12 protein-coding genes are annotated in these 12,257 nt (G+C 65.9%); 5 read left to right on the top strand and 7 right to left on the bottom strand.

Annotated features, from left to right (window positions below):
* Positions 1 to 54: 54 nt before the first annotated feature.
* Together ACH2CY_RS12300 and ACH2CY_RS12305 are read right to left on the bottom strand one after the other, a co-directional pair.
* Entirely contained in the window at positions 55 to 1,797 is a 1,743-nt protein-coding gene (locus tag ACH2CY_RS12300; protein WP_395019410.1) for an adenylate/guanylate cyclase domain-containing protein, read from the bottom strand.
* Positions 1,798 to 1,954: 157 nt separating this feature from the next.
* A complete protein-coding gene (locus tag ACH2CY_RS12305) occupies positions 1,955 to 2,623 on the bottom strand; it encodes a GntR family transcriptional regulator (protein WP_395019411.1) in 669 nt (222 codons plus the stop codon).
* A gap of 119 nt (positions 2,624 to 2,742) precedes the next feature.
* Between ACH2CY_RS12305 and ACH2CY_RS12310 the strand changes: the two genes are divergently transcribed.
* Entirely contained in the window at positions 2,743 to 3,660 is a 918-nt protein-coding gene (locus ACH2CY_RS12310; RefSeq protein WP_395019413.1) for a dihydrodipicolinate synthase family protein, read from the top strand.
* Positions 3,661 to 3,749: 89 nt separating this feature from the next.
* Positions 3,750 to 4,109, top strand: a complete 360-nt coding sequence (locus ACH2CY_RS12315; protein WP_395019415.1) for a hypothetical protein — start codon at positions 3,750 to 3,752, stop codon at positions 4,107 to 4,109.
* A gap of 21 nt (positions 4,110 to 4,130) precedes the next feature.
* On the opposite strand, the gene ACH2CY_RS12320 is transcribed toward ACH2CY_RS12315, so the two are convergent.
* The 4 genes from ACH2CY_RS12320 to ACH2CY_RS12335 form a co-directional block, all read right to left on the bottom strand.
* On the bottom strand, positions 4,131 to 4,835 hold the full coding sequence (locus ACH2CY_RS12320) for an SDR family NAD(P)-dependent oxidoreductase (RefSeq protein WP_395019417.1): 705 nt from the start codon (positions 4,833 to 4,835) through the stop codon (positions 4,131 to 4,133).
* A 2-nt stretch (positions 4,836 to 4,837) separates the two neighbouring features.
* Entirely contained in the window at positions 4,838 to 5,992 is a 1,155-nt protein-coding gene (locus tag ACH2CY_RS12325; protein ID WP_395019419.1) for a trans-sulfuration enzyme family protein, read from the bottom strand.
* 64 nt (positions 5,993 to 6,056) lie between these two features.
* On the bottom strand, positions 6,057 to 6,797 hold the full coding sequence (locus tag ACH2CY_RS12330; RefSeq protein WP_395019420.1) for a helix-turn-helix domain-containing protein: 741 nt from the start codon (positions 6,795 to 6,797) through the stop codon (positions 6,057 to 6,059).
* A gap of 124 nt (positions 6,798 to 6,921) precedes the next feature.
* Complete coding sequence (locus ACH2CY_RS12335) at positions 6,922 to 8,520, bottom strand: amidohydrolase (protein WP_395019422.1); 1,599 nt, start codon at positions 8,518 to 8,520, stop codon at positions 6,922 to 6,924.
* 155 nt (positions 8,521 to 8,675) lie between these two features.
* Here ACH2CY_RS12335 and ACH2CY_RS12340 point away from each other — a divergent pair, with 155 nt between their 5' ends.
* The gene (locus tag ACH2CY_RS12340) at positions 8,676 to 9,920 is read left to right on the top strand and encodes a sugar-transfer associated ATP-grasp domain-containing protein (RefSeq protein ID WP_395019424.1); all 1,245 of its coding nucleotides are present in this window, start codon (positions 8,676 to 8,678) and stop codon (positions 9,918 to 9,920) included.
* On the opposite strand, the gene ACH2CY_RS12345 is transcribed toward ACH2CY_RS12340, so the two are convergent.
* Positions 9,917 to 10,603 (bottom strand): GntR family transcriptional regulator, encoded by a 687-nt coding sequence (locus tag ACH2CY_RS12345; RefSeq protein ID WP_395019426.1) that lies wholly within the window; start codon positions 10,601 to 10,603, stop codon positions 9,917 to 9,919. The genes ACH2CY_RS12340 and ACH2CY_RS12345 overlap by 4 nt on opposite strands.
* A gap of 286 nt (positions 10,604 to 10,889) precedes the next feature.
* Here ACH2CY_RS12345 and ACH2CY_RS12350 point away from each other — a divergent pair, with 286 nt between their 5' ends.
* Both ACH2CY_RS12350 and ACH2CY_RS12355 read left to right on the top strand, forming a co-directional pair.
* On the top strand, positions 10,890 to 11,699 hold the full coding sequence (locus ACH2CY_RS12350) for an FAD binding domain-containing protein (RefSeq protein ID WP_395019428.1): 810 nt from the start codon (positions 10,890 to 10,892) through the stop codon (positions 11,697 to 11,699).
* A 51-nt stretch (positions 11,700 to 11,750) separates the two neighbouring features.
* Positions 11,751 to 12,254, top strand: coding sequence for a (2Fe-2S)-binding protein (locus ACH2CY_RS12355; RefSeq protein ID WP_395019430.1), 504 nt, complete (start codon positions 11,751 to 11,753; stop codon positions 12,252 to 12,254).
* The last annotated feature ends 3 nt before the right edge of the window (positions 12,255 to 12,257 follow it).

Genomic DNA, 12,257 nt, shown 5'->3' on the forward strand with positions numbered 1-12,257 from the left:
TGACAGGGTGGTGTCAGGAGCAAAACGGCGGTTTCGTGACGGCGAAGTGAGGCTTTATTCCTCGGGGAATCCGGCGATGCGCATGCCGTCGAGGAAGTCCTGGAGATCGGCTTTTTCGTAATAGGGCTCCCGAGTGGCCCAGCCGCGCACGGTGATGCCGGGACGCGCCATCAGCACGCGCCGCGCCAGCGCCTTCGCTTCCGAGATCCGGTCGAGCTTGGCCAGGCAGATCGCGACATAGATGTCGTCGAAGGGCAGCGGTGGCTGCACCTTCTGGAAGGCCTCGAACGCTTCCGCGGGTCGCCGTGCGGAGATCTGCGCCAGGCCCATCTCATGCCAGATCCAGGCATTGCGGGTCGGGTTCAAACGCAAAGCCTGGCGCAGGTAGTCGATCGCCTCCTCGGTCTCGCCGAGATATTTCTTGAAGGCGCCCATTTCGGAATAGAGCTGGGCGTCGTTCGGGTTGAGCTCCATCGCGCGGTTGTAGTGCTCCTCCGCCTCGTCGAAGCGATGGCGATAGAGCGCCACATAGCCGGCGACGAACTGGCACCAGCCGTCGGTCGCATCGAGCAGCAGCGAACGCTTGGCCTCGCGCTCGGCGGCATCCAAGGCGGAGGGATCCTGGTTGCGGAACCAGGTCAGCATCCAGGAATAGGCCAGCATCGCCTGGGCCTGGGCATAGCCCGGCTGCAGGAAGATTGCCTGCTGGACCAGGCTGCGGATCGCGGTGTGCTGGTCGCCGCCATGCTCGTAGAGAAGATCCCAGGCTTTCAGCACATAGTCATAGGCGACGAAATTCTCCGCCCGCTTGCGCCGGCTCCCCTCCAGCCAATGGGCTTCGATCCGGCCGGGCAAAGCCGAGACGATCTCGCGGGTGATCTCGTCCTGGGTGCGGAACAGGTCGGCCTTGTCGAATTCGCGCCGGCTGGTCCAGAGCATGCCGCCGGATTCCGCGTCGGAGAGCTGCAGGTTGAGCCGGAGCTTGTCGCCGCTGCCCCAGAGGCTGCCGGTCAGCACATAGCGCACGCCCAATTTGCGGCCGACCTCGATCAGGTCCGCGTCGGCGCTGCGATAGGCGAAGCTGGCGTTGCGCGCGATCACGAACAGCGCGCGGAAGCGCGCCAGATCGACGATGACGCTCTCGGCGAGACCTTCCGCGAAATACTGCTGCTCGGGATCGCCGGTGCGGTTGTCGAAGGGCAGGATCGCGATCGACGGCCGCTGCGGCAAGGTGAGGGTCGCGGGCTCGAGCGAGCGGCTCGGCCGGCCGCTGGCCAGGCGGAACACCTCGACCGGATGGGAGATGTTCTTCAGCCGCCGCTCGCCCAGGCTCTCGAACACCAGGTCCTTGCGGTCGGTGATGGTCTCCAGCACCCGGCGCGAGATCGCGAGGCCGCCCGGCTCGGCGATGCCTTCGAGTCGCGCCGCGATGTTCACGGTGTCGCCGAAGATGCGGTCTTCCTCGCCGATGATCTCGCCGTAGTTCACGCCGATGCGGAATTCGATCCGCCGCTCCGGGTCGATGCCGATGTTGCGCTCGGCCAGGCGCCGCTGGATCGTCACCGCGCAATCGACCGCGGCGGGCGCGCCGGAGAACTCGGCCAGGATCGCGTCGCCGGCGACCTGCACCAGGCGGCCGCTAGCGTCGCGGATCGCCGGCAAGGCAATGGTTCCCAAAGTGGTTCGCAGCGCCGATATGGTGCCGATCTCATCCGCGCCCATGAGGCGGCTATACCCGACCACATCGGAATAGAAGATCGCCGCCGTGCGACGGTCCAATGTGATCGCGCTACTCATGCGACTCCGGTCAGACTCCCCAATGCCGTTCTCGACCCAGCCCACGCGCCTTGCCCACGCGTCTTTGTAGGTAATCTGTTGCCGCCGCCCGGTAAAGCGCCCAATGGGCTTCGGATTGGGGCTTACCGTGTGAGCTATGCCCGGCGGCGACTCCCGATCATGCGGATCGCTTGGCGAGCGTGCTCGACAGCGCCTTCGCGGTGCCGAGAATGTGATCCTCGAGCAACGCGACCGCCGCTTCGATATTCCGCTCGCGCGACAACGCGACCAGGTCCTGGTGATCCTTGTAGGCGCGGTCCCAATCCCGTGTGATGGCGATCTGCAATCGCAAATATCGATCCAGGTTGTCATGCACCCGTTTCAGGAAGCGCAGCGACAGCGGCCGGCCGGCCGGCCGATACAGCGCCTCGTGGAAATGCCAGTTCAACTCGCCCCAACGGGCCAAGTTGTCAGGCGCCCGGGACTCGTCGATGATCGCGTCGAGATGAGCGAAGTCGGCTTCCCGCATCCGGGGAATCGCTTCCTTGAGCAGCCAGCGCTCGAGCTGAGCCCGCAGCGCGAACAGCTCTTCCGCTTCCTCGGCGGAGAGGGTCGAGACGACGGCGCCTTTATGCGGCGCGATGGTGACGAAGCCCTCGGCTTCGAGCTGCTTCAGCGCCTCGCGCAAGGGGATGCGGCTGACGCCGAGCTCCTGGGCGATCTGTTCCTGGCGGATTGGCTGGCCGGCGCGGATCTCGCCCGACAGGATGCGCTGCCGCAGGATCTCGGCGGCTTCGGCGGCAACGGTACGGCGCTCGATGACGTGGTTGACCAGGGGGCGATTCATGCTTGGAACGATACCATGCTGGGCGTGACTCCGGCGATGCGGCTTAACCGGGCTTGACATCCGTCTTGTAGATTGTATACAATATCCGAAATGAGACAGCGAGCAGGGAGTTGACCCGAATGAGCAACAAATCCGCCTGGACCGGAGTCTTCCCGGCCGTCACCACCCAGTTCTCCAAGGACGGCGCCCTCGACCTCGGGGCGACCCAGAAAGAAATCGACGCGCTGCTGAAAGCCGGGGTGCATGGCCTGATCATGCTCGGCACCTGTGGCGAGAATTGCTCGCTGCTGCCCGAGGAGAAGCGCCAGGTCCTGGCGGCGGCTAAGGAAATCGTGAAGGGCCGCGTGCCGATCGTCTCCGGCGTCTCGGAATACACAACCACGCTGGGCTGCCAGTATGCGAAGGACGCCGAGAAGATCGGCATCGACGGCCTGATGGTGCTGCCCGGCATGGTTTACAAGGCCGATGCCCGCGAGGCGGTCCAGCATTTCCGCACGATCGCGCGTTCGACCGGCCTGCCGATCATGATCTACAACAACCCGCTCGTGTACGGCGTCGATGTGAAGCCGCAGGGCTTCATCGAGCTCGCCTCGGAAAAGAACATCGTCGCGATCAAGGAATCCTCCGACGACCCGCGCCGGATCACCGATCTCCACAACGAGCTCGGCGAGCGCTACACCTTGTTCTGCGGCGTCGATGACCTGCTCTTGGAAAGCGTCGCCCTAGGCATCGACGGCTGGGTCTCCGGCCTCACCGATGTCTTCCCGGAGGAATCGATTGCGCTCTGGGACGCGGCGATCGCCGGCCGTTTCGACGAAGCCCGCGCGCTCTACCGCTGGTTCACCCCGACCCTGCATCTGGACACGCATATGAAGCTGGTCCAGTACATCAAGATCGGCCAGCAGGTCGTGGGCTTGGGCACCGAATGGGTCCGCGCCCCGCGCCTGCCGCTCGAAGGCGAAGAGCGCAAGCGCATCCTCGGCCTCTACGAGACGGCGCTGGCGAACCGGCCGCGGCTGAAGAAAGCGGCGGAATAGAGCCCGGCAAAATTTCCCGCGCCGAGATTCTGGCGCGCTGCGACCGTTCCGTGCAAAATCCGTCCCCGGGGAAATGCAAGGGGATCCGGATGCGTTTGCTGGTTGCGCTCGCGGCGTCGGCTCTGGTGTCGACCGCCGCCATGGCGGGTATCCTGGACGACACCGACAAGCTCAAAGGCCAATACATCGCGGATGTCGGTGAGCTGGAGCCGCTGCGCTGCATGCCGGGTGGCAAGTATGACTGCATGACCTGGCCCAGCGATCTATATCGCTTCAACCGCACCAAGTGCTATCAGGTCAGCGGCTATTATGGGGGCTACCTCAACCGGAAGGCGCTCCTGGCCGTGGACAAGGGCCAGAACGTAAGCATCTTCGTGCTGCCCGGAACGCTTGAATCTGACGTCAAGCAATACCGCGTCGTCAAGTATGAGTGTCCGGACCTGTTCTAAGCCGCTGGCTTTAACGGGCGCCTATACATCCTGATCCTTCAGCGCCGGCATGGTGATCTCTTTCACGCAGGCCGCCGGCGAGAGGTCGAGGATGCAGCGGGTCATGGCGACGATGTCGGCGACCGGCATGCGCTTGCCGCGGTGCTTCTTCAGCGCGGACGTTGCCCCATCACCGAGCGGCACATCGCTGGCGATCGAGCCGGGCGAAAGGCAGGTGACGGCGATGCCGTCCTTGCGGAAATGCTGGCGCAAAGCCTGACAGGCGCCGCGCAAGCCGAACTTCGCCGCGGCATAGGTGACCGCGGTCATGTCGCCGCTGTTCTCGACCCCGGTCGTCGAGCCGATGGCGATGATCTTGGCGTGACCGGCGCGCCGCAGGTTCGGCGCGAGCCCGCGGGTGAAGGCGAGGAAAGCGCGCAGATCGACGTCGAGGATCTCGGCGATCTCGTCGTCGTGCATCGCCTCGAACGCGGCCTCGTCCCAGATGCCGGCGACGTGGATCAGCGCATCGATCGGCGTCTTGCCGATCATCGCGCGCGCATTCTGCACCGCGCCGAGCTCGGTGAGATCGGCCTCGATCCAATCGCGTTTGATCGAAGATTTGCGCCGCAGCCAAGCCGGTTCTGAGCGGGACAGGCCGAAGACCTGGTCGCCCTTGCGCGGCAGGCCCTCGACCATGGCGGCGCCGAGGCCGCGGCTGGCGCCGAGGATCAGGAGATTGGCCACGCTCAGTTCCGGTGCCCGGCTTCGAGCGCCGCGCTCAAGTCTTCATAGAGATCGTCCGGGTCTTCGAGCCCGACTGAAAGCCGCAACAGGTCTTTCGGCGTGGTCGATTGGTCGCCTTCGATGCTGGCGCGGTGCTCGATCAGGCTCTCGGTGCCGCCCAATGAGGTGGCGCGCTTCCACAGGTTCACATTGGCCGCCGACTTGATCGCGCCCGTCTCCCGGCCCTTGACGCGGATCGACAGCATGGCGCCGAAGCCGCCGGTCATCTGCCGCCGCGCGATGTCATGGCCGGGAAAGTTCGCGAGACCCGGATAGAGCACGGAATCGACGTAAGGATGCGCCAGCAGCTTCTCCGCCAGCTGTTGCGCCGAGCGCGCCGCCCATTGCACCCGCGGGAACAAGGAGCGCATGCCGCGCAGGAGCAGCCAGGCCTCCATCGAGCCGATCACCGAGCCCAATTGGGTGCGGATGGTCCAGAGCCGCTCCCACATCTCGTCTTCAGCCCGTGTGATCAGCGCGCCGGCGCAGAGATCGGAATGGCCGTTCAGGAACTTGGTCGCCGAATGCATGACGATATCGACGCCGAGCGCGAGCGGTTTGCAGAAGACCGGCGTCGCCACCGTCGAATCCACCGCGACCTTCGCGCCGGCGTTATGGGCGATCGACGCGATCGCGGCGAGATCGGTGATGGTCCAGACCGGATTGGCCGGCGTCTCGGTCCAGATCAACTTGGTCTGGCCCGGCCGCGTCGCTCGCTTCACCGCGTCGAGGTTGCTCATGTCGACATAGTCGACCAGCAGCCCCCAGGGTTTGGCGAAGCCGTTCAGCCATTTGCGCACGCCGTAATAGACATGCTCCGGCACCAGCACATGGTCGCCGGGCTTATGCGCGAGGAACACGGAGGTCACCGCCGCCATGCCGGAGGCGAAGACCAGCGCAGCGGCGCCGCCTTCGAGCTTGGTCAACAGCGCTTCGACCTGCTCGAAGGACGGATTGTCGTCGCGGATATAGGAATGGCCGCTGCGATACTGGTTGTCCGGATCGCGCAGGAAGGTCGAGGACATGTGGATCGGCGGGCTGATCGCGCCGGTTTTCTGATCGATCCAGCCGAGCGCCTGCGCCGCGCAGCTCTCCGGGCGCCAATCCGCCGTGGTCATGGGTGTATTCCTCCCTGAAACAGGGCGGAATCATCCCATGCCGAAGCGGCCTACTTCAACCGGGTTAAACGCCGGCGAAGGCGGCGAGGGCGGCGATGTCGAGGATGCTGACCAGGCGGCCGGAGACGACCACGCCGCGGTCGCGGAACTGCGCGATGGTGCGGGAGAGATTCTCCGGGGTCATCCCCAGCAGACTGGCGAGGGTCTTGCGGTCATCGACCAGCTCGATCTCCACGGACCCGGACTCCGCGCGACCGGATTCCTTGGCGAGTCGCACCAGATAGGCGGCGAAACGCTGTGGCGCCGAGCGCAGGCGATAATCCTTCAGCATCGAGAGCAGGCCCTGCCATTCCCCGCTGGCAAGACGGGCGAGATCCATGGCGAAGCCGCGGTCGCGCTCGGTCGCGGCCCAGAGGTCGGTCAAGGGCACGACGGCGATGCGCGTCTCTTCGATGGCGCGGGCCGAAAGCGGATAGGGCGAGGCGACGATGGCAGCACCCGGCATCACCATCTCTTCGCGGCCGACGATGCCGATCACGATCGGCTGCTCGCCCGACATCTGGGTCGACAGCGCCAGGCGCCCGGACAGCACCGCCATCACGCTGTTGGGAACGGCGCCCTCGCGCACTGCAAGCTGGTGCCGTTGCACGACGTTGATCGGTGTGCGCGCCAGCAGGTCCTGGACCGTCGCATCGTTGGCGCCGGCAAACAGCGGCAGCCGGCGCAAGCGGCGCCGATCCTCGGCCGTCGGCGGCTGCTCGAGCGATCCATCCAGGTTGGGATGGCTATGAAAGGTCGCGTGCATCACCCTCGAAGTCCATGCTGGGTCTGTTCAAGGGTAAATCAATAGGCCGGGAAGCGGCTCGGTGCGTTGATCCAAGTCAAAGGGCGCCCCCCTCGGCTCGAAGATCTGAATATTCGGGTGTGAACTATTCGTCGGCGGCCGCCGGAATCCACCATTCCTCGCCCCGGCTGGTGGTAACATATTCCGGCCAGCGGTAGTCGATCGGGGGACGGAAGTCCTTGGGAAGCTGGGGACTTATCCAGTTGCTGCCGCCGATCCCACCGCCGGTCCGCTCGGCAAACTCGGCTTTGGCCGCGGCCAACAGCTCCGGACGTGTCAGGAGGTCGCAGATGCTGCCGGCGATGGTCTTGGCGGCCGTCTCGATCATAGGGTCGATACAGGCCGGGATGCCGCCGAGCGCGTTCAGCACCCAGTCCGGATAGTGGAAGCCGCGGGGCGCCTTCAGCATCGGGCGCCCGACATAGAAGCGCGCGGTCGGCGCATGCCAGCAAAATTCGGTGTAGTCGTCGGAGGTCGAGTTCACCTGGCTTGGCGGCAGGTTGCGGCGGAGCAGGCGCTCGGCTTCCTCCGGCTCGATCAGCCGCTCGATGGCCTCGAGATAGGGCTTCTCCATCGGCTCCAAGCCGAGCTCGCGCTGGATCGCCTGGGCCGAGGCAATGGCTTCGTCGCCCCATTGCGGGGCACCGGCGCGTTTCAGGTTGTCGTAGACCAGCTTCGACATCGCGTGGTTGGCGAGACCGGGCCGCGAGCGGCTGACCCAGATTCGCCGCCAGCTGCAATGCGCCGCTTTCGCCGCGGCCTCGGCGTTGTTGTCGAGCACGCGCAGGACCTGCTCGGCCATACCGAGATCCGGCACGCGCCAGATGTATTGGATCTGCGCCACATGGGCCGGAAGATTGTCGGCGGTCGCCTGGCCCGCGGTCAGGATTGCTTCCGAGAGCGACCAGCCGGTGGTGAAGGGCAGCATCGAGGACTGCAGCTGCTTGGTCAGCCCGAACATCGTGAACAGCGCGTCGTTGGCGCCAGGTGCGCGGGCCGAGATATGCGAGGCCGGAATCGGGCTCGAGGCATCGGCCGAGCCCCAGTATTCCGGCTCGACGCATTCGAAGCTGTAGATGCAGACATAGGCCGCGCCGCAATGCGTGTCCCAGCGCACCGTATTGCAGAGGGGCAGCATATAGGTCGGGTGAAAGCTGATCGCGGCGTCGATACTGTCGTAATAGCCCTTGGCCGCATGGACCGGTTTCGAGAGCCGCAGCTTCTCGGCGGGCTCGCCGAAGAAGCGCAGCGTGCCCTTGATGTTGTGCCGCTGCATCGCCGCCTTGGCCGCAAGCGCGCCGCCCAAAGCCGCGATGCCCAGCGCCGAATGCGGGTCGGTATGACCGGCCGCGTATTTGGAAAGGCCAGGCCGCGGCCCCTTGCGGGCGGCCGCGACCTGGCAATTGCCGGGGACCGCGTCGTATTCGGCATAGGCGGCGATCACCGGGCCATCCCCGTTCTCGAAGGTCGCGGAGAAGGCGGTGGGCATGCCGCCGCTGCCGGCCTCGACCTTGAACCCTTCACGGCTGAGGCGGTCCACGTACCAGGCGGCGGACTTGTATTCGCGCAGAGCCGGCTCGGCGAAATGCCAGATTACTTGGTTCCAGTCGGAGAGCGCGCGGCGGTTCTCGTTCACCCAGTCGAAGGCGACCGACTTTGCATCCGACAGGCCGCGCTGCTGCATGATCTCTCCCCCGTTTTCACTTGCCCGACATTGCGTCGCGCCGGGATTGCTGGCAGACATTCGATGCCTGTCCCCTGACCTGTCAAGTTGGGACCTGTCAAGCTGGGGTCGGGCGAGTTGGATTTCCGGGCCAAGCCGCCGAAGAGACGAGCCGCGTGCAGATCTGGTTCTATCCGCCACCGCTGAAGCGCCGCGCGCCCGCCGGGCCGGAACTGGCCTATGCCGAGGTCATCCGGGACAATTATCGCCAGGTGGTCTGGCGCCGCGCCGAATGGCACCAGCGGCTGGGCCTGTGGCTGGCCGCGGCAACCTGGCCGGCCTGGGCGCTGGTGGAATCGGCACGGCTCAGCCTCAAGCTCGGGGGGCGGGTGGCCCGCGCGACCGGCAAGAGCCGCCTTGCGCAGTTCGGCGAACAGCTGCGGCTGGCCCGTCGCCATCTCATCCCGCCCTCGGCCTACTATATGTTCGAGCTCTACCTCGACGACCATCGCCGCCGCGCCGACGAGTATCTCTTGCGCGCGGAGACCAAGGGCGGTGCGTTCTTCCTGTTGCGGCCGCGCGATTTCGATCCCAGCCGCCGCAACCCGTTCCGCAACAAGGTGGCTTTCACCGCGGAATGCATCGCGGCCGGCCTGCGCGCGGCGCCGGTCCTGGCGCGGTTCGAGAAGGGCAAGGTCAAGGCTCGGGAAGCGGACCCGCTGCCGCCGATCGATCTCTTCGTGAAGCTGATCGAAGGCAAGGGCGGGCGCGGTGCGGAATGCTGGCGCTACGAGAACGGGCATTGGCATTGCGGGCGGCATTCGTTCGATGAGGCGGGACTCATGACCCATCTCGCCGACCATTCGCATGTCGGCGCATTGCTGCTGCAGCCGCGGCTGGTCAACCATCCCGATCTTGCCGACATCAACCTCGGCGCGCTCTCGACCTTCCGCGTGGTGACGGCGCTCGACGAACAGGAGCGGCCGGAGTTGATCGGCGCGGTCTTGCGGATGCCGAGCCGGCCGGATTCAGCGGTGGACAACTTCCACGCCGGCGGCATCGCGGCGCCGGTCGATTCGGCGACCGGCCGGCTCGGTGCCGCCAGCGACATGGGGCTGAAAGCGAGCACGCGCTGGCATGAAGCGCATCCCGTCACCGGCGGCCGCATCGCCGGCCGCATCGTGCCCTTTTGGCCCGAGGTGATGGCGCTGGTCGCGGAAGCCCATTTGAAGCTCGGCGAGCGCGTGGTGATCGGCTGGGACGTGGCGGTGCTCGAGGACGGCCCGGCGATCGTCGAAGCCAACGGCCTGCCCGACCAAGACATCCTGCAGCGCATCCACAAGCTGCCGCTGGGCGCCGCGAGGCTCGGGCAATTGCTCGCCCATCACCTCACGCATGGGACGCGGTGGCGTAAGCCTTAAGCCGCCGGCTGTTCCGGATCGGCCGCGCTCGGTGCTTCGGCTTCTTCCAGCACCGGCAGGTGCTCGAAGATGTCCTGGTGCTGGCGCGCGGCGCGGCAGGCGGCTTCGACGTCGCCGCTCTTGATCGAGTCGATGATCTCGCGGTGGCTGTCGGCCAGCTCGACCAGGCTGTCGCCGGCGGCCATCAGGGTCACCGTGGTGCGGGTCTCGATGCAGAGCGACTTCCAGACCGTGTAGAGCAGCTCGTTATGCGCCGCCTTCACGATCACCTCGTGGAAGGCGACGCTGTGCTTGGCGATAGCGTCGAGATTCTGCGCCAGCGCCGCCGCATGCATCGCTTCGAGTTCGTTCTCGAGCTTGTCGATATCCGCTTCCTGCAGTGGCATCGCCTGGCGGGTCGCCGATTCCTCGAGCGCGCCGCGCACGGCGTAGAATTCCTTCAGGCCCTGGCGCCAGAAATCGCGCACGAAGGCGCCGCGATGCGGGGTCGCCGAGAGGAAGCCGATCGCCTCCAGCTCGCGCAGGGCCTCGCGCACCGGCGCCTGACTGGTGCCGAACTCGGCGGCGATCTTCATTTCGACCAGGCGGTCGCCGGACCGGAGCTTGCCGGCCACGATCCGCTCGATGATGGCTTCCTTGATCTGGTGCCGAAGCGGCAGCCGCTTCACGCTGGACTCATTCACGCGTTTTCTCCCCTCCATCGCGGCCCGCCGGCTTATGTGCCGTCCCTCGCATTCGCTGGTGCCGCGAGAGAACTTAGTCTTGTGGTTGGCGTCGTTTCCGCCCTGACACCGTCATGTTCTGGCGCCGACAGGCCGCGGGACCCTACCGACCGGTCGCATCCGGCTCAAGCGAGTCCCATCACACTTGGTGTAGCTTTCCACTTATACGCCCTGCCAAGCGCCTTGACTCCAGTTTCCTACTATCGATAATCGATTGCAATAAGAAGTCGAATCAGGGGAGGAACCATTGCTGCGAGCAATCGATGTTCCGCGCACCACCGCCGAGGCCGTAAGCCACCTGGCGCGGGCGCGCGATGCTTTGGTGATCGGCGGCGGCACGCTGGTCATGCCGAAGGTGCAGGCGGGACTCTCCGGCCTCGGGTCGCTGGTCAGTCTCAGCCAATGCAAGCTCGACCGGATCGCGATCAAGGGCGAGAAGGTCACGATTGGCGCCGCGACCACCTTGGCGGCGATCGGCGAGGAGCGCGGTCTCGCTTTCCTGCACCCGGCGATCGAATCGGTGGGCTCGCCGACCTTGCGCAATCTCGCGACCATCGGCGGCAATCTCTTCACCGAGCAGCCCTATGGCGACATCGCCGTCTGCCTGCTGGCATTGAATGCAGAAGCGACGGTCGCGACCAAGCGCGGCGTGAAGAAGGTGTCGGTCGCGGAGATCCTGCTGAAGGGCGTCGCCCGCGATGCGATCGTGACCGCGGTGAGCTTCAAGCGCCCGGAGAAGGGCAGCTGGTTCTACCGCAAGGCGATGCGCCGCGCCGCGAACTCGGCGTCGATCGTCACCATCGCCGCGCATCTGCCGCAGAAGCAGAAGAAGATCGGCGGGGCGCGGATCGCGCTCGGCGGCTGCGGCGCGAAACCAGTGCTTGCGGTCAAGGCCGCGGCGGCGCTCGAAGGGCAGAAGTTCGACGCAGAAGCAACGGCCAAAGCCGGCGCGCTGTTGATCAAGGATGCCGCGCCTTTCACCGACGCCTATGCCAGTGCCTGGTACCGGGCGCGCGTCCTGCCCGTGCATTTCCGCCGCGCGATTCTCGGCGAATAGTTCAACCGGCGACGCGGCGGATAAGCCGCGCGTCTCCCTGGGAGGGGATCCATGCCATCGTCTGTCGTCACCCTGAAGGTCAACGGCCGCGCGCAGGAGTTTCTGACGCGCCCCGGCACCACCCTGCTCGATGCGCTCCGCGAATCGCTCAGCCTGACCGCGGCCAAGAAGGGTTGTGCGCAGGGCACCTGCGGCACCTGCACCGTATTGCTCGACGGCAAGCCGGTCTTCGCCTGCCTCGTCCCGATCGAGACGGTCGGCGAGCGCAAGGTCGAGACCCTGGAAGGCCTGGCCGACGGCGCGGCGCTGCATGCCCTGCAGGAAAGCTTCATCGAGAATTTCGCCACCCAATGCGGCTTCTGTTCGAGCGGCATGATCATGGCCGCCAAGGGCCTGCTCACCGCCAATCCCAGCCCCAGCCGCACCGAGGTGGTGCGGGCGATCTCCGGCAATGTCTGCCGCTGTACCGGCTATGAAGCCATCATCGACGCGGTCCTGGCCGCCGCGGCGAAGATGAAGAAGGCCGCGCCTCCCCGCAAAAAGGCAGCGGAGTGACGG

It is taken from the genome of Dongia sp. (genome assembly GCF_041905885.1).
Classification (GTDB): Bacteria; Pseudomonadota; Alphaproteobacteria; order Dongiales; family Dongiaceae; genus Dongia.